This is a genomic window from Bacillus sp. EB106-06-01-XG163 (assembly GCF_058791615.1).
In genome coordinates, this window is record NZ_JBYTDS010000008.1 from 104,247 (window position 1) to 125,343 (window position 21,097).

Annotated in this window: 22 protein-coding genes, 2 pseudogenes and 1 other annotated feature; of the genes and pseudogenes, 6 read left to right on the forward strand and 18 right to left on the reverse strand. The window is 47.8% G+C overall.

Translation table 11 applies throughout. From position 1 onward, the window contains the following. Positions 1-88 precede the first annotated feature (88 nt). Positions 89-1,084, forward strand: a complete 996-nt coding sequence (locus tag AC3WTF_RS11555; RefSeq protein ID WP_047935165.1) for a DUF5105 domain-containing protein — start codon at positions 89-91, stop codon at positions 1,082-1,084. A 43-nt stretch (positions 1,085-1,127) separates the two neighbouring features. On the opposite strand, the gene AC3WTF_RS11560 is transcribed toward AC3WTF_RS11555, so the two are convergent. The 4 genes from AC3WTF_RS11560 to AC3WTF_RS11575 form a co-directional block, all read right to left on the reverse strand. After that, positions 1,128-2,060: an aldo/keto reductase gene (locus AC3WTF_RS11560; RefSeq protein WP_007409035.1), complete on the reverse strand. Its 933-nt coding sequence runs from the start codon at positions 2,058-2,060 to the stop codon at positions 1,128-1,130. 130 nt (positions 2,061-2,190) lie between these two features. Further along, entirely contained in the window at positions 2,191-3,261 is a 1,071-nt protein-coding gene (locus tag AC3WTF_RS11565) for a helix-turn-helix domain-containing protein (RefSeq protein WP_007409034.1), read from the reverse strand. Between the two features lie 136 nt (positions 3,262-3,397). Further along, a complete protein-coding gene (estA, locus tag AC3WTF_RS11570) occupies positions 3,398-4,042 on the reverse strand; it encodes a lipase EstA (protein ID WP_007409033.1) in 645 nt (214 codons plus the stop codon). A 195-nt stretch (positions 4,043-4,237) separates the two neighbouring features. Further along, complete coding sequence (locus tag AC3WTF_RS11575) at positions 4,238-5,353, reverse strand: type II asparaginase (protein ID WP_020955272.1); 1,116 nt, start codon at positions 5,351-5,353, stop codon at positions 4,238-4,240. Positions 5,354-5,530: 177 nt separating this feature from the next. Here AC3WTF_RS11575 and lmrA point away from each other — a divergent pair, with 177 nt between their 5' ends. Together lmrA and lmr(B) are read left to right on the forward strand one after the other, a co-directional pair. Beyond that, positions 5,531-6,097, forward strand: coding sequence for a transcriptional regulator LmrA (gene lmrA / locus AC3WTF_RS11580; protein WP_007409030.1), 567 nt, complete (start codon positions 5,531-5,533; stop codon positions 6,095-6,097). A 36-nt stretch (positions 6,098-6,133) separates the two neighbouring features. Further along, a complete protein-coding gene (gene lmr(B) / locus AC3WTF_RS11585) occupies positions 6,134-7,573 on the forward strand; it encodes a lincomycin efflux MFS transporter Lmr(B) (protein WP_032865253.1) in 1,440 nt (479 codons plus the stop codon). A gap of 35 nt (positions 7,574-7,608) precedes the next feature. Here the strand turns inward: lmr(B) and AC3WTF_RS11590 are convergent, their stop codons facing one another. Next, positions 7,609-8,736 carry an aminotransferase class V-fold PLP-dependent enzyme gene (locus tag AC3WTF_RS11590; protein ID WP_492314263.1) on the reverse strand — a complete coding sequence of 376 codons (1,128 nt, stop codon included), beginning with the start codon at positions 8,734-8,736 and terminating at the stop codon, positions 7,609-7,611. 71 nt (positions 8,737-8,807) lie between these two features. Here AC3WTF_RS11590 and pcp point away from each other — a divergent pair, with 71 nt between their 5' ends. Further along, positions 8,808-9,455: a pyroglutamyl-peptidase I gene (gene pcp / locus AC3WTF_RS11595; RefSeq protein ID WP_038456871.1), complete on the forward strand. Its 648-nt coding sequence runs from the start codon at positions 8,808-8,810 to the stop codon at positions 9,453-9,455. Here pcp and tatC read toward each other — a convergent pair. From tatC to AC3WTF_RS11615, 4 genes are all read right to left on the reverse strand, one after another. Further along, positions 9,452-10,177: a twin-arginine translocase subunit TatC gene (gene tatC / locus AC3WTF_RS11600; protein ID WP_007409026.1), complete on the reverse strand. Its 726-nt coding sequence runs from the start codon at positions 10,175-10,177 to the stop codon at positions 9,452-9,454. The two genes, pcp and tatC, sit on opposite strands and share 4 nt — an antisense overlap. A 61-nt stretch (positions 10,178-10,238) precedes the next feature. After that, positions 10,239-10,436, reverse strand: a complete 198-nt coding sequence (locus tag AC3WTF_RS11605; RefSeq protein ID WP_003156681.1) for a twin-arginine translocase TatA/TatE family subunit — start codon at positions 10,434-10,436, stop codon at positions 10,239-10,241. Between the two features lie 12 nt (positions 10,437-10,448). Beyond that, positions 10,449-12,200 carry an alkaline phosphatase PhoD gene (gene phoD / locus AC3WTF_RS11610; RefSeq protein WP_021495297.1) on the reverse strand — a complete coding sequence of 584 codons (1,752 nt, stop codon included), beginning with the start codon at positions 12,198-12,200 and terminating at the stop codon, positions 10,449-10,451. Positions 12,201-12,463: 263 nt separating this feature from the next. After that, positions 12,464-12,892 carry a cell wall hydrolase gene (locus AC3WTF_RS11615; RefSeq protein WP_011996267.1) on the reverse strand — a complete coding sequence of 143 codons (429 nt, stop codon included), beginning with the start codon at positions 12,890-12,892 and terminating at the stop codon, positions 12,464-12,466. Positions 12,893-13,045: 153 nt separating this feature from the next. On the opposite strand from AC3WTF_RS11615, the gene AC3WTF_RS11620 reads away from it, so the two are divergent. Next, complete coding sequence (locus AC3WTF_RS11620; protein WP_003156684.1) at positions 13,046-13,429, forward strand: DUF2512 family protein; 384 nt, start codon at positions 13,046-13,048, stop codon at positions 13,427-13,429. Positions 13,430-13,492: 63 nt separating this feature from the next. Here the strand turns inward: AC3WTF_RS11620 and AC3WTF_RS11625 are convergent, their stop codons facing one another. The 4 genes from AC3WTF_RS11625 to AC3WTF_RS11640 all read right to left on the reverse strand — a co-directional run bounded on the left by AC3WTF_RS11625 (position 13,493) and on the right by AC3WTF_RS11640 (position 16,112). Next, complete coding sequence (locus tag AC3WTF_RS11625) at positions 13,493-13,831, reverse strand: thioredoxin family protein (RefSeq protein WP_007409022.1); 339 nt, start codon at positions 13,829-13,831, stop codon at positions 13,493-13,495. Positions 13,832-14,008: 177 nt separating this feature from the next. Further along, positions 14,009-14,398 (reverse strand): DoxX family protein, encoded by a 390-nt coding sequence (locus tag AC3WTF_RS11630; protein ID WP_007609195.1) that lies wholly within the window; start codon positions 14,396-14,398, stop codon positions 14,009-14,011. A 130-nt stretch (positions 14,399-14,528) separates the two neighbouring features. Further along, positions 14,529-15,467 carry a ring-cleaving dioxygenase gene (locus tag AC3WTF_RS11635; protein WP_047935162.1) on the reverse strand — a complete coding sequence of 313 codons (939 nt, stop codon included), beginning with the start codon at positions 15,465-15,467 and terminating at the stop codon, positions 14,529-14,531. A 24-nt stretch (positions 15,468-15,491) separates the two neighbouring features. After that, entirely contained in the window at positions 15,492-16,112 is a 621-nt protein-coding gene (locus AC3WTF_RS11640; RefSeq protein WP_047935161.1) for a nitroreductase family protein, read from the reverse strand. A gap of 413 nt (positions 16,113-16,525) precedes the next feature. On the opposite strand from AC3WTF_RS11640, the gene AC3WTF_RS11645 reads away from it, so the two are divergent. After that, entirely contained in the window at positions 16,526-17,419 is an 894-nt protein-coding gene (locus AC3WTF_RS11645; RefSeq protein ID WP_007409018.1) for a cation diffusion facilitator family transporter, read from the forward strand. A 144-nt stretch (positions 17,420-17,563) separates the two neighbouring features. Here the strand turns inward: AC3WTF_RS11645 and AC3WTF_RS11650 are convergent. The 5 genes and pseudogenes from AC3WTF_RS11650 to glnK all read right to left on the reverse strand — a co-directional run. Beyond that, a pseudogene (locus AC3WTF_RS11650) lies at positions 17,564-17,758 on the reverse strand (transposase); the annotation flags it as partial. Between the two features lie 114 nt (positions 17,759-17,872). Further along, entirely contained in the window at positions 17,873-18,037 is a 165-nt protein-coding gene (gene rtpA / locus AC3WTF_RS11655; RefSeq protein WP_032872714.1) for an anti-TRAP protein, read from the reverse strand. 88 nt (positions 18,038-18,125) lie between these two features. Beyond that, positions 18,126-18,375, reverse strand: a binding site (T-box leader). A gap of 48 nt (positions 18,376-18,423) precedes the next feature. Continuing rightward, positions 18,424-18,722, reverse strand: a pseudogene (locus tag AC3WTF_RS11660) (phosphotransferase); the annotation flags it as partial. A gap of 5 nt (positions 18,723-18,727) precedes the next feature. Next, complete coding sequence (glnL, locus tag AC3WTF_RS11665; protein WP_007409014.1) at positions 18,728-19,675, reverse strand: glutamine utilization two-component system response regulator GlnL; 948 nt, start codon at positions 19,673-19,675, stop codon at positions 18,728-18,730. A 1-nt stretch (position 19,676) separates the two neighbouring features. Continuing rightward, on the reverse strand, positions 19,677-20,969 hold the full coding sequence (gene glnK / locus AC3WTF_RS11670; protein ID WP_047935159.1) for a two-component system sensor histidine kinase GlnK: 1,293 nt from the start codon (positions 20,967-20,969) through the stop codon (positions 19,677-19,679). Positions 20,970-21,097: the final 128 nt, after the last annotated feature.

The window sequence follows — 21,097 nt, forward strand, 5'->3', positions numbered from 1 at the left end:
CCAAGACTCTTTTATACAAAACTAGTATAATTAACCTGTCTGTCTTCATGACTATCGAATTAATCATTAACAACAGGGGGTAAACCAGATGTCCATCAAAAAAATGAGCGCCGTGTTTTTCATTCTGCTTCTCACGGCATTTACCGCCGCGTGCAACAGCGAAACGAGCGGCGGCCAGGAAAGCAGCACGGCGAAAGTGAAAATAAAAGAGACGGCATGGGCCGCTTCAAACGATACTGAACATCCGGCCGCGCTGAAAGTAACGGTCACCGTCAAAAATACGGGCAAAGACCCGCTTACCGTCAAAAGCAGCGACTTCTCACTTTATCAGGATGACGCGAAAACAGCCAAGGCCGATAAGGAAGACTTGATGCAGAGCGGCACGCTTCATGCGGGTAAGACAGTGACGGGCAATCTGTACTTCACGGCTGACGAAGGCAAATCCTATGAATTGGTATATCAGCCGCAGGCAAAAGACGCGAAGCCTTTATCTTATAAACTGAAAGTCAAAGGCACAGCCTCCAACGCAAAACCTGACCCGGCGGACGCATTATCCGCATACATTGATGTGATGCTGTACGGCAAGCACAATAAAGATTTCACCCGCCTGACCGGTGTAAATGAAAAAATGACGGCCGCCGCATATCAGGAATCGGCGAAAGCCAGCTTTATCGCTTCTGCAGGCATATCACAAGAACAGGCGGATTCAAAAGCCATTTCCGCTATTATTGACGCCATGTCATCAGCGCTTCGGGATAACACAGAGCTCAAGGTGCATACCAAGTCCATGTCAGGCAAAAAAGCCGTCCTTGAAGCAAAAGTGACGCCGCTTGATATGTCTCCGCTTGCGGGCCAGCTGCAAGACCGCGTGCAAGACTATGCCGGAAAGCACCCTGATGCTGATGAAAACGAAATTGTCAGCCACCTGCTTTCTGTCTATCCGGAAGAGTTTATGCGCCTCAAACCGGCTTCTTCTTCCGTTACAAGAGAAATCGAGATGAAGAAAAACGCCCGCGGCCAGTGGTATCTGGATACAGACGCCGATCTGGAAGGATTGACAGAAGCGTTTTTGAAAACGTCCTGACAACAAGAAAGGAAATAGCGCAGGCTATTTCCTTTTTTTATTTTCACTTAAAGATGTCACTGATATATTGAACCTCATCCTCGGTTAACTGCACATGAAGCGCGTCCAGATTGTGTTTCAGCTGGTCGGGGCGTTTGGCTCCGGGAATGATCGCATCCACCGCCGGCTGCGACAGAAGCCATGCGAGTGCGATATGCGCTGTCTGCGCCCCTTTTTCCTCCGCAACGGCCCGAAGCTTATCCACTCGCTCCAGATTTTGGTGAAAAGCTTCTCCCTGAAACGGCGGCCTGTTCTTTCGGTTGTCCTCAAAGACTGTGTCTTTTGTAAACTTTCCCGTCAGCAAGCCGGAAGCAAGCGGAAAATAAGGAATAAAGGAAATGCCGTTCTTTTCACAATAAGGCAGCAGATCATGCTCCGCCTCACGCTGAATCAGTGAATATTCCGATTGAAAAACCTCTAAATAGCCGTCGGCGTTAAACTCCTGCAATTGCCGGAAGCTGAGATTGGACGCGCCGATTGCTCTGATTTTCCCTTCGTCCTTCAGTTCTTTTAGCGTGCCCGCCACTTCGGAGAGCGGTGTTTTGCCGTCAGGGAAGTGGACGTAATACAAATCAATCACGTCTGTTTTCAGCCGCTTCAGGCTGTTTTCCGCCTCACTCCGGAGAAATTCACGGCTGTTGTCCAGCTCGATTTGTCCGTTGACTTCTTTATGCGCGCCTTTTGACGCAATCACGAGGCTGTCCCGCACGCCGCGCTCTGCGACAACTTCACCGATTAACTCTTCGGAACGCCCCAAACCGTATATAAACGCCGTATCAATAAAATTGACGCCGCCGTCCAATGCTGTGCGGATGAGTTCTTTTCCCGTTTCATCATTAAGATTCGGAAACAGATTATGTCCTCCGACCGCATTTGCGCCAAAACCGATACGCTTTACCCGTAAATCCGTCCTGCCCAGCGTACGTGTCTCATCCATGGCTCAGGCTCCCTTCCTTTTATCGCTCTGTTTAGTATTAGATAGACGGTAAGAATTATCCTGCCTGAGAGCCTATCTGCAAAAAAAACCTTGAAAAGCGTTTGCCCTTCAAGGTTTTTTTGGCTGTGTATTAAGATGTCAGAGCTGCGGCGAAGCGTTCGGCTTCATCCGTGAGAGCACCCTCGATTTCCTTATAGCGGCTGGAAATCGTTGAGGCGCTGACGCCGTACTTCTTCGCCAGCTTGGCTTGAGAAACGGACGCGCCGTTCAGAGAAATGCTGTTTACGTAATATTCGACCGCCGCCGCGAAAGCTTCAGGCTTTCTGATCGTCGGTGTTTTTTTGATACAGAACGTTTTCCACAGATCAATTACGGCCGGAACCAGCTCAGCCGGGTATTCATCCCCGCTCAGGCCTTTTTCAATAGCGTCTGCCGTTTCCTTTTCCATGTCGTTGGCCCACTCTGTCTGTTTTTCTTCAGCAGCCTGCTCAGGCTCTTCCGCCGTTCCTAAAAGAGCGGCCAGCACAATGTCGAAGTTGTCCTGCATAAAGCGCTCAGGCGATTTTCCTTCCGCAAGAGCCGGGGCAGCCGCCTTTTTCACTTTGCTGATTAGAGCTTCGGTCCGCTTCACAGGGAAGATCGTAAATTGCATGAAGAACTCCGCTTTTTCCGCTTCGTGGATCGGATAGCCGAGAATCAGGCTTCCCGCCGGCGGAAGATCCTGCTGGCTGACGTCCATTTCCACTTTGAATTGTTTTTTCGTCATCACATCTTCAAAGTGAATCATTCCTTCTTTCACATCTTCAAGCACCATAACGGCAGGTGTCATGCTTTTCCATGATTCAACGATTTCCCGTGTTTTCGGGCGGTTGATGCCGCCGGCTTTTTTCTGAAGATATTCTTCAAAAATCGTCTTGCCGCCTGCCAGCGGACGGAAGAAAATTCCCCAGATGCCGAGGTTGAAGACTCCGATGTCTTTTGTCTGTCTGTCCAGCTCCGTAATGAACGCGTGCTGGTTAATAAATGATGATATGCCGTCTCTATGTGCTGTAAAGGCGTACTCCATTAGGCTTTCCTGAATCTGTTTCGCTTCTTTTGCCGCGATGTCTGCCGGAATGGCAGCTTCTTTGCTTCCGCAGCATTTTTTATATTTCTTCCCGCTGCCGCATGGGCAAGGGGCATTTCTTTTCACTTTTCCCACAATAAACCCTCCGAATTCTGATATAACTTTATTATTTTAACAAAAATAACTTCAGAGGGCTTGGTTTACGGCGAAAAAAGAATATGGAAGAAAAAAAGACCCCGGGATATTCTCATTCTCCGGGGCTTTGAAACTGTTAATTTGTATTTTGTCCGCCGCCGTTCAGACCTTCTTTAATCAGCCCGTTTACTTGGCTGTTCATCAAAAGTCCGATGTGTCCGACACCGTGAATCTGCACGTTTTTCCCGCCGATCAGCCGTGACAGCGGGTTCAGGACGATTAAGTCCGCTGAGCTGTAAATCGATGTATATAAAATCTTTTGGTTCGGATCAGTCCCCGGAAGCGCCCGGTTGGTCACAAGGCCGTTCGCTCCGCCCAGTGTGACGACGTTTGCGATTTTGTCTCCGCCGTCAAGATTTTTAATGTAATAGAGCGTGTTGGCGCCGCCCATGCTGTGCGCGACGATATCGACTTTTTTCGCACCTGTTTCGCTGAGCACTTTTTTCACGTAATTGGACAGTCTCGGTGCATTGTGTCTGTTGTTTCCGGTTTTGTCCAGAAAATCAATGGCGTACATCTCATTTCTTGACCAGCCTTGGGATGCCAAGTACGTTTTGATTCCCGCGAAGTTAAAGGACGCCCCGCCGATTCCGTGGACCATGACAACCGGGTTATGCTCTGAGGAGGCTTTCGATACGGTCGGCTGGAAGGCAAATACGGAAATGACGGAGAGCATGCAGACTGTAAGGATCGCTAGGATTTTGCTTTTGATTTGTTTCATGAACTTTCCTCCTGTTATGTAATTTTTTGCAATTTTCATTTTATTAGAGAAGAAAAGGAAAAAATAGAGTATTTTTTACTGTTTTCAACAATTGAAAAAGAGGCGGAAAAATGAGAAAGACGCCCCTTTCCCGAAAGCACACTTATACTTTAATACGGCAAACAAAAAAAGGAGAGAACACCCGGTTCTCTTCTCCTAGTACTCATTGAAATAGGTTTGAATCCGCTTAGGGTCATGCGTTTTTGTCAGCGCGAGCATCAGCAGAATCCGCGCTTTTTGAGGGTTGAGAGAGTTTGAAGCTGTCAAATGGTCTTTTTCATACTCTCGATTAGGTGTTACCGTTCCGTTTCCCGTCCTTGTGGAGCGGACGACCGCCAGCCCGCTTTTGACCGACTTTACGGCGCCTTTATGCGCCGCATCAGACATTGAGCCGTTTCCCGGGCCTGCAAAAATAATGCCTTGCGCCCCTGATTTTACGGCAGCTTCAAAGAGATAGCTTCCGTCATTTTGATAGCCGTATATAATATCGACTTGCGGCAGTTTATCAAGTTTGTCTATCTTGAAATCTGTATCCTTCGTATGCTTTCGGGTCATGATGTTATTAAAATAGATGTCATCAGCAATTGTTCCGATATAACCCATTTCTTCCGATTTGAATGTGTCGGCCGCGGTTGTATTGGTTTTTGTCACATAGCGCGCCGAAGCGATTCTGTCATTTAATACGACAAGCGTCCCCTTACCTTTCGCATCAGGCGCAGCCGCTGTTTTTACAGCGTTATATAAGTTGGACGGCCCGTCTGCTCCGATCGCCGTGGACGGCCTCATTGACCCGGCGACAACAACGGGCTTGTCACTTTTGACCGTCAGATTGAGAAAGTAGGCGGTTTCCTCAAGTGTGTCTGTTCCATGTGTAATGACAATGCCGTCTGTATCATCAGACTTGAGCAGCTTGTTTACCCGTTTTGCAAGTTTCAGCAGTGTCTCGTTATTCATATTCTGGCTGCCGATATTCACAACCTGTTCTCCGCTCACATGCGCGACCTCTTTTATCTCCGGAACGGCCTGAATCAGGGCATCAACTCCGATTGCCCCCGCCGTGTACTCCGTAGCTGACGTCTTTGAAGGAGCAGCGCCTGCAATTGTGCCGCCGGTGGCAAGAATTTTAACATTCGGAAGTCCGTCTTTTTTCGCTGAGGCTGCGGCTGCCATCCGGGGCGGTGTTTCTTTCGCTTGAGGAGATTGGGAGCAGCCGGCCGCGATGAAGAGCAGAGCCGTGATAAATGTAATGAAGGGCATGAATTGTTTTTTCATTCTTTTCTCTCCTTTTCTTTATTTATGAAGATTTTCCTCTCACCGGTCAACGCGCTTGTCAGGCAACCTCCCGAAGAAAATAACCGTTAAAAAACCTTGACACCGTCATGTGAAATCAAGATAATAGACCAGTCACTATATTTTAAATTTGTCAAAAATCAGTAAGGTGGGAACATTATGAGCTATGGAGATTCTCGTGAAAAAATCCTCGCCGCGGCAACCAGGCTGTTTCAGCTTCAGGGGTATTACGGCACGGGGCTGAATCAGATTATTAAAGAAAGCGGTGCGCCGAAAGGTTCTCTTTACTATCATTTTCCGGACGGCAAAGAGCAGCTCGCCATTGAGGCTGTCAATGAAATGAGCCATTATATCCGTATGAAAATAAAAGAAAGCCTTGATGCCCATCCTGATCCTGCGGAAAGCATTCAAGCGTTTTTACAGGACTTATCAAGCCAATTCACATGTCCGGAAAACTTTGAAGGGTTTCCTGTCGGTTTACTGGCTGCCGAGACTGCTTTAAAGAGCGAAAAGCTCCAGCAGGCCTGTCAAAGCGCTTATCAGGAATGGGAGAATCTGTTCGCGGGCAAATTGAGATCAGCCGGTTTTTCTGATGAGAAAGCGGCGGAAATCAGCACTGTTTTAAATGCCATGATAGAAGGCGGCATCATTGTGTCCTTAGCCAAAAAAGACAAAATGCCGATCCTCCATATTTCTAAACAAATCCCGAACCTGCTGAAGACATAAAATACGAGAGACATGTACGTATAGAAAGAGAGGAGAATGATTTTGGAAAACGCTCAGCCTTCCAAACAATATAAAGTCATGCCGATCATGATTTCTTTACTGACGGCAGGGTTTATCGGCATGTTCAGTGAAACGGCGCTGAATATCGCCCTGACTGACCTGATGAAGGAGTTACATATCACTCCTGCGACCGTCCAGTGGCTGACGACGGGCTATCTGCTCGTTCTCGGTATTCTTGTCCCGGTATCGGGTCTGCTTTTGCAATGGTTTACGACGAGACAGCTGTTTATCGTTTCACTTGCTTTTTCTATTATCGGCACGCTGATTGCAGCGCTTGCGCCGAGCTTTCCGTTTCTTTTGGCGGCGAGAATCGTGCAGGCTTTAGGAACCGGGCTGCTGCTGCCGCTGATGTTTAATACAATCCTCGTCATCTTTCCGCCGCATAAGCGCGGAGCGGCGATGGGGACGATCGGGCTTGTCATCATGTTCGCTCCTGCGATCGGTCCGACATTTTCAGGGCTTGTGTTAGAGCATTTGAACTGGCATTGGATTTTCTGGATTTCCCTGCCGTTTCTTGTGTTGGCTCTTTTATTCGGCATCGCCTACATGCAGAACGTGTCTGACATTACAAAACCGAAAATTGACGTGCTTTCCATTATTCTGTCTACGATCGGATTTGGCGGCATCGTATTCGGATTCAGCAATGCGGGCGAAGGATCAGACGGCTGGTCAAGCCCGACGGTTATCGGTTCGCTCACTGTCGGTGCGATCGCGCTCATCTTATTTTCCATCAGGCAGCTGACAATGAAGCAGCCGATGATGAATCTGCGCGCTTTCCGCTATCCGATGTTTGTTCTCGGTGTCGTGATTGTGTTTATCTGTATGATGGTTATCTTATCAACAATGCTTCTATTGCCTATGTATTTACAAAGCGGACTGATGCTGACGGCGTTTACGTCCGGGCTCATCCTGCTGCCGGGCGGTATTTTAAACGGCTTTATGTCTCCGGTGACGGGGCGCCTGTTTGATAAATACGGACCGAAGTGGCTTGTCATTCCCGGGTTTGTCATCACGGCCGCCGTACTTTGGTTTTTCTCAAACATTACCGGCACTTCAACGGCCATTCTCATCGTCGTGCTCCACACATGCCTGATGATCGGCATTTCCATGATCATGATGCCGGCGCAAACGAACGGCTTAAACCAGCTGCCGCCGGAATTTTATCCGGACGGAACGGCCATTATGAATACGCTCCAGCAGATGGCCGGCGCAATCGGCACTGCGGTGGCGGTCAGCATCATGGCAGCCGGCCAGAAGAATTATATGAGCACCGTGAAAAACCCGAATGATCCTTCCGCATACTCTCACGCGCTGATTGCGGGCGTCCAGCACGCCTTTATCTTCGCGATGATTGTCGCCGTTATCGGCTTGATCAGCGCTTTCTTTATGAAACGGGTCAAAGTGAATCACTCATAAGAAAACAGCAGGCTCCCCGTGGGTCTGCTGTTTTTTTATATACCGCGCGCTTCAGCCAGTTCATCAATCGCATACATCAGATCATCGGCCGTGTTATAGAAATGAGGCGCCAGCCGGATGATATGTCCGCTGGGTGCGCATACGATGTTTTTCCGCCTCAACAGCGCAGCCGTTTCCGCCGCTTTTTCATCCCGTATGGAAATCATGCCGGGTCTGTCATCGGCAGACGGCGGCCCTGTGAGGTGCAACCCTTTTTCAAAAGCGTATTCATACGCAAATGCGCTGAGTTTTTTTACTTCCCGGTGAATGCGGTCTGTGCCGGCATCGTTTACTAGAGATAAAGCCGCCTGTGCCGCATATATGCTGATAAATGCCGGGGTTCCGGTCTCAAAGCGTTTGGCTCCGTCCGCATAAGAAAAACGGGTTAAATCCAGCATCGACGCCCGCTGCTGCCCGAACCACCCGGTGACTTTCGGCTTCAGCCGTTCGGCAAGTTCCTTTCTGACATAAAGAAACGCCGTTCCCGGTATGCCGAGCATATACTTTCTCGCACCCGCGGCCAGCATATCAACTCCCCATTCTTTTACATCAATCGGGATGTGCCCCGCTGATTGATAAGCATCGACAAAAAGAAGCGATCCCTTCTTTGCGGATATCTCGGCAATGCGCTTCATATCCTGGACAAAACCGGACGTATATGACACATGGGGCACACAGGTGAAAAGCGTCTGTTCCGATATGTACGTCTCATACCGCTCTAACGGGATCATTCCGTCTTCAGACGGCACGACTGAAAGCTCCATCTCAGTCTGTGCCTTCAAAATGTGGGCGATCGCCGGAAAATCCAATTCCGTATACACCGCCTGTTTCTTTCGGCAATCCGGCAAAGCAGAAACGACGGCAGAGACAGCAGCCGTTACTGAAGGTAAAACGGCGATTTCTTCAGGATGGGCGCCGATCAATTTCGCAAATTCACACCTTGCCTGCTCCGTTCGTCCAATGGCTTCTTCCCAGTTTCCGCCATGCTGAAGCAGGCTTTCCTGATAGTCATTGATCGCTTTTGAAACCGGCAGGGCAAGAGCACTTTGAGAGCAGCTGGCGAGCATCGTATGTGTGCGGAGCGCCGGAAATAAAGATCGGTATTGCACCAGAGGCGAATTCAAGACGTGTTTCCCCCTTCGGCAGGAATATATGTCCATTATAGAGTATGGTAAAAAGAAAAGGAGGGTTTTATATGGAGAAAAAAGTATTGCTGACAGGCTTTGACCCCTTCGGCGGGGAAACGGTCAATCCTTCATGGGAAGCGGTCAAACGGCTGAATGGTGCCGCTGAGGGCCCTGCCTCTATCGTATCTGAACAAGTGCCGACCGTTTTTTATAAGTCTCTTGCCGTACTGCGCGAGGCGATCAAAAAGCATCAGCCTGACATTATCATCTGTGTCGGACAGGCAGGCGGCAGAATGCAGATCACGCCGGAACGGGTCGCGATCAATCTCAATGAGGCGCGCATACCGGATAACGAAGGAAACCAGCCTGTCGGGGAAAACATTTCTCAAGGCGGTCCCGCGGCCTATTGGACCGGCCTTCCGATCAAACGGATCGTTGAGGAAATCAAAAAGGAAGGCATTCCCGCGGCTGTATCCTACACGGCGGGGACGTTTGTATGCAATCATCTCTTTTACGGGCTGATGGATGAAATCAGCCGCCATCATCCGCACATCCGCGGCGGGTTTATACACATCCCGTACATTCCGGAGCAAACCTTGCAAAAGTCTGCGCCGAGCCTCAGCCTGGATCTCGTGACAAAAGCGCTCAAAATCGCCGCGGTGACCGCCGCGGCGCATGAGGACGATATTGAGACCGGCGGAGGCGAACTTCACTAAGCTGCAGACGGCGCCTCGGCCCATTTCTTCCGGTAAACGATGCGGGACAGCGTCACACTGATTTCATAGAGGACGAGCAGCGGAATCATGACGAGAAAGTCAGACATAAAATCCGGAGGCGTAATCAGCACCGAGACGACGATCAGCACAAAATACGAAAGCTTCCGCGCCTTTGCCAGCCGGGTTGGATTCACGATTCCGAGCCGTGTCAGAAACATGACGGCCAGAGGCATTTCAAACAAAAATCCGAACGGCAATGTAAGATTCAGCATAAAGGTAAAATACTTGTCCGCCGTAAATACCATGTCAAAATGGCCGGCGGATAATTGTGTTAAAAATCCGAGCACAATCGGAAACAGCACAAAATACCCGAAGGAAATTCCGATAATAAACAAAACCGAAAGCCCCGGAATGTAAAGCAAAGCGGCGCGGCGTTCAAACGGGGTCAAAGCCGGCGCCGTAAAACGCCAGAGCTGAAAAGCGGCAACCGGAATCGTTGCCGTAAGGGCGCATATTCCCGCAATCATCATATATACCCATAAAATCTCGCTCGGCCCTAAAACGGCCAGCCTGCCATCCAAATCCTTGATCAGCCAGTCATAAATATCCTGCACAAACCAGCAGGCGCCGATAAAAAACACGAGAAAGGCGATAACGGTTTTAATGAGACGCTGCCGGACTTCCTCTAAATGCCCGATCAAGTGGGTTTCTTTTTTATCCAATCGTACATCCTCCTTATAGAGAAAGAGGCAGAAGCGGATTCGTCTGCCCCCATGTCAGGATTCAGCCTGCCGTTTTGTCTTTCTCAGCCGTCTGCTTGTCCGGCTCTTCATTTGAGACCAGTGTTTTTGCGGCGCTTTTAAATTCAAGCAGCGTGCGGCCGGCGGCACGGCCGATTTCCGGAAGCTTTGAAGGCCCGAAAATGATGAGAGCGATGACGAAGATCAGGATCAACCCGGGAATGCCGATATTAGAAAACATGAGTGTGCCTCCTTATTGTGAGATTTTGGCCCGTTTCTTTCTCATTTGCTTTTCATGCGCATTGTTATGGGCGAAGAAACGATCCTCTTCCACCTCGTTTGACTGCTTTAAACCGCCTGCAACCGCAGCTTGAGAGACCTTCCGAATCCCCGTCTGGTCTTTCTGATAAATGAATGAAGCCCGCGTGGATACCTCAGCCCCCGGCTCCGTCACGTACGGCACCACTCTGTAATCCGCTCTCCATTGGGCAGGGGTCACCGTACAGCGGACATAGCCGCGGTAATCGTTGAAAAACTTAATATGCGGGTTTTGTTTTAAGATCTGATCCGTATCGGCCCGTTTATCCGCCCCGTTTCCTCCAGATGTAATGGAGGTCCCGACGAATTCGGCTCCGAAAATCTTTGAATTCGTTTGATTAAAATCGGTATGCAGGTTTGACGCCCAGCTTGCGTGAACATCACCCGTCAGCACGATGACATTGTTCAGGTTTTTGCTTTTTATAAAATTGATGACCCGCTCCCGCTGAGCCGGGTAGCCGTCCCATGAATCCATACTGTATATCGGATTGGCGGTTGTTCCGAAATTCCATTGCGCGAAAAAGATTTGCTGCGCCAGCACATTCCACTTCGCTTTTGAGGCAGCTAAATTTCCGAACAGCCATTGCTCCTGTTCTGTCCCCATCAATGTACGCTTCGGGTCTCTCCACTCATCAGAAGGCGGCTTATTCCCGTCGCCGTTGGCCTGATCATCTCTGTACTGTCTTGTATCAAGCACATTGAACGATGCTAAATTGCCATAAGAAAATTGCCTGTACAGCCGCATATCAGGACCGTTCGGCAATGACATGCGCCTGAGCGGCATGTGTTCATAATAAGCCTGATAAGCTGCGGCCCTCCTGAGCACAAACGCTTCAACGGATTGGCCTTTTTCAGGGATAATATTGGCATAATTGTTTTCCACCTCATGATCGTCCCACGTCACGACCCACGGAAATGCGGCGTGGGCGGCTTTCAGATTGGCATCAGAGCGGTATTGGGCATGACGGTTGCGGTAATCTGACAGTGTATACACTTCAGCGCTGCTGTGCGTCCTGACATTTCCCGTTTTTGACACATATTCGTTCGGTCCGTATTCATAAATGTAATCTCCGAGATGGAACACGAGATCAAGCTTTTCCTTCGCCATATGTTTATACGCCGTATAATAGCCGTGTTCATACTGCTGGCATGAGGCAAATGCAAACGTCATGGCGGATACGTCAGCACCGGGAGCTGGCAGCGTTTTCGTCCGGCCGACGGGACTGAGCTCATGCCCGCTTTTAAACCGGTAATAGTACACTTTATTGGGCTTGAGCCCGTCCGCCTCGACATGGACGGAGTGTCCGAGATTCGGCTTGGCCATTTCCGTTCCGCGTTTGACGATGTGACGAAAATGTTCATCAGCGGCGATTTCCCATTTTACCGGCACGGCCTGCTTCGGCATGCCGCCCCCATTCAGCGGGTCAGGGGCAAGACGCGTCCAGAGAATGACGCTGTCAGACAGTGGGTCGCCGGAAGCTACGCCGAGGGTGAACGGATAGTTTGAAAATTTCGGAGCGGCATTCACTTCAAACGCGCCGATGGATTGCGCGATCGCTAACCCGAGGGAAAGACCGGCGATTTTCCCGGCGCCCTGTATAAATGCGCGGCGGTCAAACGTATTGTTCTGAAAGCTTTTGTTCTCCAATTCCTTGATCCATTCATCTAAACGGCCGTCATGTGTCATGTCAGTTCCCCTTTCGTCTCATTGATCGCCCTTATTATAAAAAAGAAATGTTAAACCGCTATGAAGAAGTGTGAAGGGTTTGTAAGGCTGAAAAATGGACGGCGGGAGACATTTTTCACATTGTTTCGACAAACCTTGCCCCGCCGGGAGAAAACCCCCTCTGTTTCTTTTTGGCTTGTCATCCGTCAAGCGAACTTTTTTCCTATTTTTCTTCACAAGAAATTAAAAAAACACCGTTCATTCTCAGAACGGTGCGCCCGGGATTAAAATGTATTGTACACGTTTTCGCACGTCTCACCTGTCGGCTGATAGAAGCAGTGGGATTTGAATCTCGCGACAAACGGCTGATCATACCAAGTCGGCGGGCAGTTTCCCGGCGGCTTAAAATACCACAGACTGAACTTAGCCGGCCAAAACCGTTCTCCGTTAATCGTCCGGCGGGCAAGCCTCCGCTCGGATTCACGCGGTCTCTGGTAAAAGTATCCGTGAGTCACCGCTTCAAACGCGTGCGGCTGAAACACCATCTGCCTGATGGTGCGCAGGCCTTTAAAATCAGAACAATTCGCCCGCACCCGATTGATTCCCACATTGCCGACCAAAAGCATTCCCTGCTTCCCTTCGCCTTCCGCTTCCGCCCTGAGCAGCCTTGCCATTAGATCCAGATCGGCGCTCGACGCTTTTACGACTGCCATCATGACACCTCCCGTATTTTCTCCCTTCATCATATTCAGCCGCGGCCCAGTGATGACAGACAAAAGCCAGAAAACAAATGTTCACGAAAAAAGGGTTTATATTTCACGTTATGAGGAAACATACTAACATGATTTCCATAAGGAGGAATTCGCATGGAACACATTAAAGCGCTTGCCATCAAAGGCATTATGACCATCATTATTCTGTATCTGATACTCGGCTTAGGTTTTCGCTTTACATTCGGCGACGTGCTGCTGATGACCATTGTGCTGGGAGCCGTTTCTTACTTTACGGGCGACCTGTACGTGCTGCCGAGATGGAATAACATCACGGCGGCGTCCGCTGATTTCGGAATCGCGTTTCTTGTTGTCTGGCTGATGGGAATGCCGCTGTCCATGGGCATTTCCGGAGGAAGACTGGCGTTTGCCGCTCTTATTTCCGCCGTCATCATCGCCGTCGGAGAATATTTTTTCCATATCTATCTGATGAGAAAAGACTTGGGCGGGTCCCGTTTTTTAGAACCCCGGTCCGAATAACGTAAAAAAGGCCGGATAAAAGCCCCTTTAAAGGGGGCTTTTTATTTGTAAAGTATAAACGCTTTATACATCTTGATATAACTGATAAACCCTTTTCAGCCTTTCTTCGAGCTGTTCAAAATGAACAAAGCGGGCTTCTCTCAGAAACTCAGTCCCATCAATGAACAAAAGAAGCACGGGAACTGTGAAGACTGAAAATCTGCCGGCCACCTCTTCTACCTCGTCAGCATTGATATGCCCCAATTTGATATTCGGAAACTGATCCAATACTTTTCTGAGCTGCGGCAGAACAGCGTGACATACTGTACAGGCGGGTCTTGAAATGTAGATAAAACTGAATTGATGCTGTTTAATAAAATTCTCGATAGAATCTAATGAATGTAATTCTGCCATCTCTTTCAACAAAACCCTCCTCCAATCGGCTCGTCTTTCATGACCAAGCTCATCAATACGCGTACATTCACTATACACATTTATATTGAACATATCCGCTTTTTTGCTATTCAGAGCACCTGAACGTTGTGCTTAAAAATAAAAGAACAGTTACCGCTTTTCAGTAACTGTTCTTAGATAATTATATTAAAAATGCAAAGCGTACGCCCCTGAACCGATGAGTGCAACTCCGATGGAGACTGCAATCAGCACCAAGTTATATTCAAAACCGCCGGCACCGTTGGCAAATCCTTTCGCTCCATGGACTTTTACGATGGCACCTAACATAATAATCGTTATAATAGCAGCTCCGAGCGGGAGGAAAACACCTAAAATAAATAGAATTCCGCTTGCGAGTTCCCCGAGACCTGATAAAGCGGCCGCGGCATTACCTGGTTTAACTCCAATTGACTCGAACCATTGTCCGGTTCCTTTAATTCCGTATCCGCCAAACCAGCCGAATAATTTTTGTGATCCATAAAACAGAAACACCACACCAATCATGATTCGAATAAGTAATAGTCCTGCATCTTCCATTTTTATCTCTCCTTATTTTTCATATTATATGATGTCTGCAAGGCAGCTGTTTACCAACAGTCGCTTCCAGCAAACATCTGTTAAATGTATGTCTTTTTATTTTTCTTCATGCTTCACGTTCATCTATCAATCAATCTAATTCTCTCACTTCAAACGGCAGCAGCCCTTGTTCAATTTGTGCCCGGTGCGGTTCATACTGCTCAGGGAGCATCAGTTTTCCGCCCATTGTTTCTTGTGACTCATCATGGGCAAAGCCCGGCGGATCAGTTGCGATCTCAAATAAGATTTCCCCATGTTCTCTGAAGTAAACCGCATTAAAATAGTTTCTATCCTGAACAGGAGTCACACCATATCCGTGCGCAGCAATGAACCTTTGCCAATCTAATTGATCTTCGTCATCCTGAGCCCGCCAAGCGATGTGATGGACCGTGCCGGCACCCATTTGCCCGCGGCCGATAGGCGTTAACTTAAGGTCAATCACATTTCCGATATCACCGGCAGAACGATAACGAACGAAGTCTCCTTCTTTACCGACTCGCTCAAGCCCCATGATGTTTTCTAGCAATTCACCTGTTTTTTCAGGCTGTGCTGATAACAGGGTTGCACCGCCAAAGCCTTTAATGGCAACATCCGGGGTTACATCTCCGAAAGTCCACGTATTGGCCTCCCCTGCTTCTCTTTCCACGATTTCTAAATGCAGGCCATGCGGGTCATCAAATTCTATATATTGTTCTCCAAAACGCTCGATTTTTGTGTATGGAATGTTGAACTTTTCAAGTCTCTTTTCCCAAAACGCCATGGCACCCTTCGGCACGACGTAAGATGTCACGCCAACCTGTCCGTCTCCAATGATGCCTTGGCGGGCGCCCGCCCACGGAAAGAATGTGATGATTGTTCCCGGCTTCCCGCCTTCATCCCCAAAATAAAGGTGATACGTACCCGGATCATCAAAATTGACCGTTTGCTTGACCAATCGCAGCCCCAGCACTCCAGCGTAGAAATCAGCATTCTCTTGAGGGTGACCGACAATTGCTGTAATATGATGGATGCCCATCGTTTTTTTCGCCATTTTTATTTGCTCCTTTACAAATAGTTAAATATACTCCACAAACTCATTCACAGGCTTTCGGTAGCCGCGCGGCCTTCTGCTTTCTATTTTTTCTTTCCCGATTGTAATCATCATGACGACCTCAAATTGATCATCTATCTTCAAAATCTGTTTCACGGCTTCAGCATCAAACCCTATCATCGGACAGGTGTCCCAGCCTTTTTCCTTAGCACTCAGCATAAACATCATCGCAGAAAGTGAAGCATTTCTTATCGCCTCATCTCTCTTAAATGGTTCTCCTCTGTTATCATAAAACGAAACGGTGTCTTGAACCATGTGATCATACTCTTGTTTATTTAATACCCCCAGCATCTTCAATCCTTCATAGATGTCAGCCGCTTGCTGATATGCCTGCTTATCCCCTAAAACCAAAAGAACAGCTGATGAGCTAAACACTTTATATTGTCCGTTTGCGGCCTGCTTCAGCTTTTCTTTTACATCCGGGTCAAGAACCGTCACATATTTTGTGTGCTGCAAATTAAAAGCTGATGGAGCCAACGCAACCAATTCAAACATTTCGTTGAGTTCATCTCTTGTGATTGGATGTTCTGGAAGAAAGTTGCTTGCAGATCTTCTTTCATTCACTAGCTGTACAAATTCAGCCATTTCCCTCTACCCCCTTTATCTCGAATTCGAGATATTATAGTATAAAAAATCAAATAACATATGATCAAAAAACGAAACGTTCTCGTGATTCAAACGATCGGCAGGTTCTTATCCTGCACTCTAAATTATATTATCTTGAATTAAAAAATCTTGAATTCGAGATAATAATAAAAGATAAATACTCAAATGTCAACAGTTCATTTTAAAATTCAGCGCCATTTTGTCTGTGTACTGTTTAGCCCTGCTCCAACTTTTTTTCTGTCACCTTATTTATTAGTAAACAGGAAACAACCTTGCTATAGACCCACTCGAAACTGAATTGGTACGATAAGCAAAGTGATTACACAAGAAAGGATACGGAGAGCGAATCAAAAGCGCCTCTATTTTTTTGTGCAGTTTTATAGGAGGAAAAAATGACAAGTGAAAGAGAACAAATAAGCAAAAAAGTTGCTTTGATTGCATTGATAGCCAATCTGATCTTAATGGCAGGAAAGATCTTTTTTGGACTGATAGGCGATAGTGAAGCAGTTTTTGCCGACGGTATACATTCTGCAGCGGATGTCGCGGCTTCAATTGCTGTCCTGGCCGTCATCGGCATTTCTAATAAGCCGCCCGATCAAGACCATCCTTTCGGGCATGGCAAAGCTGAGGTCATCAGCGAAGCGATTGTAGGAATCATATTAGTGCTCGTTTCCGTGTATATTCTGATAGAAGCGATTTCGTCCTTTGTTGAAGGTCCAAGCATCCCGCAATACAGCGCATTGTTTGCGGCTCTGATATCCTACGCGGCTAAGCAGATCTTATATCGTTATTCGATCAAACAAGGGGAAAAATGGAACAGTAAAGCGATTATAGCGATTGCATACGATCATAAAGGCGATATCGTTGCCTCTCTTGCCGCTTTTATCGGCGTCCTATTGGCGATTATCGGGAACACACGCGGATGGTCCTATCTGTTGTACGCCGATGCAATTGCCAGTGTCATCGTGGCGTACCTTATTTTTAAGATTTCAATGGAATTAATCAGGCCGTCTGTTGACGTTCTCATGGAAAAAAGTGTTGATCCCGAACTGATAGAGGAATATAAAGCCGTTATTTTGCACTGCCCTCAAGTCAAACGGCTCGATAAAATCCGAGCAAGAGAACACGGCCACTATAAATTGCTTGATGTCCGGTTATCTTTGGATCATGATTTGACGATTAAGCAGGGACACGATATTGCCCGCGAAATCCGAAATGAAATCCAAAGACACTTTTCAGATGTTGAAGAAGTGCTCATCCATGTGAATCCTTATTTTGAAGAATGAAAAAGCAGCTTGTAGAGAAAATGATGTTTTTCTACAAGCTTTTTTGTTTTGTGCTGTTTCTTTACATATTCATTTGATTTCAGGTGCAGAAAAAGCACTCCCACATGCCTAGCCTTGCTTGGCTGGGTATGTGGCAATCTTCAACATCATTTTGAATAAGATCAGCGGATCAAGTGAGGGATGGCCTTTATTTTCGCTGCAGTAAGGTGTGACCTTTTCAACGATGAAAGAGAAGTCTATGTATTTATCAATTTTTCGAAGAAGGTGATCCTCTTCGACGAGTTGGTCAAACAGAACGAATTCGGCTGTGTTTCGAGAAAAATTTCTTGTGTGGAACATGAGAAAGACACCGTTTTTTCAGTCTTTCTTTTATTTTATGACAAGGGAAACATAAAGGCTGTCGAGATTTTCTCGACAGCCTGAAGGCCGGATAACGGCCTTTTTCGTTTGATTTCACTGATCAATATGCTTTCTGATAAAATGCAGCAGCGTGTTTCCTTGAGCGGTCAATATGACGCCCTTCGCGCCGCACTTCGGACAGGGCGTCCCTTCCTTCTCCTGGCCGGTTCCTTCACAATGCGGACACGTGAGCTCAAGATCGTCGGTTGCGATCACCATGAATATCCCTCCTTTTTTGATTGTCTGTCCGTCTCCAGTCACTTTCCATGGCCATCACCTCCTTAACAATACAAAAAAACCCCGTCCATCAAAGGACGAGGTTTTCGCGGTGCCACCTTTATTAACGGCTGATAAGTTATTCTCTCAAAAAGTACAGAAACACACGGTTTCAATACTCCTTTCTTGATAACGGGGAAGAATCCCGGCACCGCCTACTGTCATTTCAGCGCAGCAATTCAGAAGCCCATTCGGCACCGGACGGGGATCGGTTCACAGCGGCCACCGACTCTCTGAACCCCGCGCGCTGATGCGTACTTACTCTTCCTCAGCATTGTTAATCCGTTCTTTTATTTTAAAATGTATCATACGCTGTCATCCGGCGGAAGTCAATAACCTTTCGGATCGGACAGACCGAGCATGTCCCGCGCCATTTGCATATGCTCCTCTTGCCCCGTCTGAAGCGCGAACTTCGCCGTTTTGTTTCTTTTTCTCCTAATATCACTTGATAAAGGACAAAATCCTTGGCCGGATCAGCAACCTTTGCCTCCGTCCAATCGAGGAGACCCGTCACACGCTGATTTTCGCCGATCAAAATATGCGGAGGATGCAAGTCGCCATGGATCAGCACGGAAAAATCAGGCCAGTACGAGCTGTCATTTATCCACGTTTGCCATCTTTTCCAAAGCCAGCTTACCGGCTGCCTCCGCTGACAAATTTTGATCCTTCGCGTAAATCTTTCGCCTCCAAAAAGAAGACGTGAATGAATTTTTTCATATTCACTTTAACCGGAGAAAGCGGCACGGTTTCCTTAGCCTGCATTTCTTTCATTCTCTTGCTGACAGCGGGGAAATCAAAGAATTTCGAGGCGTAATATTCAAATTTGGGGTTTGAAAAATCAGTTGTGCCCAATGAAGCGAAATGGTTTAACGAATGAATGACGGCCCTTCTGATCCGCTGTTCCGAGGCTTTGATTTCCCTGTTAACCTCGGCTTGTGCCGCCGCAGGCCCCAGCTTCCGGATGGCGACGTTTGTAAACATCTGCTTTAAAGACGGGATGTTTCTTTCCGCCTGTTCATCCTCAAATAAATAGTGAAGGACGGCCATGAGGTCATGCGCCCCGCTTTCTCCCACGATGCCTAATTCCGATAAAAGAAATTTTCCTGTTTCTTTGATTGATTTCTCGTGCATCCCCCCCGGCCCGCTTTTTTTCGGCTCATTCCGCTGAATAAGACGGCTTAACGAGTGTTGGATGTCGCCGATCGAGGTTTCCAGTTCAATCCGCTCTTTTACTTTTCGCAAAACGGTGACAATCTCGATTTTGTTGATCGGTTTGTGGATAAAGTATTCGATGCCGAGAGAATAAGCTTCTCCCACCATTTCCTTTGCCTCCACCTGCGATATCATCACCGCTTTTCCGTTGTACGATCCCTGAAGATGCCGGATCGTCTCAATCCCGTCCCGACCCGGCATCAGCAGATCAATTAATAAAATATCGACTTGTTTAAAATGGAGATAATGCCCTTCAATCTGGCTTCCGTCCTCTGCCTCACCGACGACTTCGCCTAAATCCTCGTCCTCGATCATCTGTTTTAAAATGGAACGGATCGCCCGGTCATCATCAGCTATAAAAAAACGCATATTATGAGTTCATCCTTTCTGCAATCAAATGCTTCACCGGCAGTTTAATCGTAAATATGACGCCTTTTGGCTTGTTATGAAAGGAAATGTCTCCGTCAAGTTCAGTTACGATTTCCTTCACGTAAGTAAGCCCGATGCCCGTTGAAGGTGTGCCGAATTCATCGTATTTGGATGTAAACCCGGGATCATAAACGACCTCTCCGATTTTTTCCGGAATGCCGGGACCGTCATCTTCCGCCTGAAATTCAGCCTTTTCTCCTTCCGCCCTGCGCAGCGCGAGGCGGATCTCACCCCTCTCACCCATGGCTTCGACGGCATTGGCGGTCAGGTTATTTAAGATCGACAGGACGGTAAAGACGTGATAATCGGGATGCTCTCCTTCAATCACGCTCCGGAATTGAATGTCCTTGCCTAAAGATTCGGCGTATTTTTCATTGATTCGGATGACGATGCCGACCAGAGCGGCGGCATTCATGTAATCCCGGAATCTCTCATTGGAAATCAGCTTCGACAAACCGGCGAATATTCGCTGATTGTCTTTTTTCACTTCATGAATTTCTCCCGCAAGTCGCAGCATTCGGCTCCCGAGCTCCCGGTCGTTCCCGCTCATTTCCCGATATAGCTGATAGGATTCTTTCGTCACATGCTCCGTCGTTTTCAGCGTTTTTTTCAAATGAATCGTTTCTTCATATAAGTTGGACACAATCATCAGCATGTGCTCATGCTGCTTTCTCGTTTGTTTTTCCCTGACCTGAGATTCGTGCAGCTTCATCACGTTGAAAAAACTCAGCACAATAAATGTGTGAGAAACAGCGATAACCGCAATATCCGCCAGCTTGTCCGGCATCATAATCTGCCGGCCGCCGGAAAACTGAACCGTCATTTCAACGGCATCGGACGCAATTTCAATGAGAAAACCGAGAAACCCGATCATCAGCGGCCGATCCCAAAAAAGCCTGACCTTCAGCACATAAAACAAGCAGGCATATGTAAAGTAAAAAAAGAAACTGGGATATTGGCTGAAAAAAACCTCCGTAAAGCCGGCATGCTCTCCTCCCCAGCACGCCAGGCCGATCCGGAATGCCACAACGGCTGCACCTGTCAACAGCCCTGACAATACTGCCGGCACATGCCGAAGCAGCAGCAGAAAAAAGAAAAAAGCCGGGGCGCCGAAGCTGATCCGATATACCTCATTCAGGGGGTAAAATTTCAGTTCCCCCGCCAGCGGCACGGTGATCAGCATAAGGGCGAAAAGATAGCCGTCTTTTTTCAGTAAATAGTCGAGCCTGATCATAATCACTTCCTTCTTCTGTCTATTTTGAACAAGACCGATACAGTCCGCAAATTTCTTTAGACCCGAATGGCGGGACGCTCCGGCTGATTTATAAATCTATCGGCTTATTTTAAGAATGATTTTGTCGT

Bases quoted from the DNA above. Each gene is read 5' to 3' on its own strand.
- pcp (WP_038456871.1), top strand. From the start codon at position 8,808: ATGGAGAAAAAAGTATTGCTGACAGGCTTTGACCCCTTCGGCGGGGAA.
- glnK (WP_047935159.1), bottom strand. From the start codon at position 20,969: ATGATCAGGCTCGACTATTTACTGAAAAAAGACGGCTATCTTTTCGCC.
- phoD (WP_021495297.1), bottom strand. From the start codon at position 12,200: ATGACACATGACGGCCGTTTAGATGAATGGATCAAGGAATTGGAGAAC.
- AC3WTF_RS11555 (WP_047935165.1), top strand. From the start codon at position 89: ATGTCCATCAAAAAAATGAGCGCCGTGTTTTTCATTCTGCTTCTCACG.
- AC3WTF_RS11635 (WP_047935162.1), bottom strand. From the start codon at position 15,467: ATGGCGAAAAAAACGATGGGCATCCATCATATTACAGCAATTGTCGGT.
- AC3WTF_RS11605 (WP_003156681.1), bottom strand. From the start codon at position 10,436: ATGTTTTCTAATATCGGCATTCCCGGGTTGATCCTGATCTTCGTCATC.
- AC3WTF_RS11560 (WP_007409035.1), bottom strand. From the start codon at position 2,060: ATGGATGAGACACGTACGCTGGGCAGGACGGATTTACGGGTAAAGCGT.
- rtpA (WP_032872714.1), bottom strand. From the start codon at position 18,037: ATGGTGATCGCAACCGACGATCTTGAGCTCACGTGTCCGCATTGTGAA.
- AC3WTF_RS11640 (WP_047935161.1), bottom strand. From the start codon at position 16,112: ATGGCTGAATTTGTACAGCTAGTGAATGAAAGAAGATCTGCAAGCAAC.
- AC3WTF_RS11615 (WP_011996267.1), bottom strand. From the start codon at position 12,892: ATGGCAGTCGTAAAAGCGTCGAGCGCCGATCTGGATCTAATGGCAAGG.
- AC3WTF_RS11620 (WP_003156684.1), top strand. From the start codon at position 13,046: ATGGAACACATTAAAGCGCTTGCCATCAAAGGCATTATGACCATCATT.
- AC3WTF_RS11630 (WP_007609195.1), bottom strand. From the start codon at position 14,398: ATGGAAGATGCAGGACTATTACTTATTCGAATCATGATTGGTGTGGTG.
- lmrA (WP_007409030.1), top strand. From the start codon at position 5,531: ATGAGCTATGGAGATTCTCGTGAAAAAATCCTCGCCGCGGCAACCAGG.
- AC3WTF_RS11645 (WP_007409018.1), top strand. From the start codon at position 16,526: ATGACAAGTGAAAGAGAACAAATAAGCAAAAAAGTTGCTTTGATTGCA.
- AC3WTF_RS11575 (WP_020955272.1), bottom strand. From the start codon at position 5,353: ATGAAAAAACAATTCATGCCCTTCATTACATTTATCACGGCTCTGCTC.
- glnL (WP_007409014.1), bottom strand. From the start codon at position 19,675: ATGCGTTTTTTTATAGCTGATGATGACCGGGCGATCCGTTCCATTTTA.
- estA (WP_007409033.1), bottom strand. From the start codon at position 4,042: ATGAAACAAATCAAAAGCAAAATCCTAGCGATCCTTACAGTCTGCATG.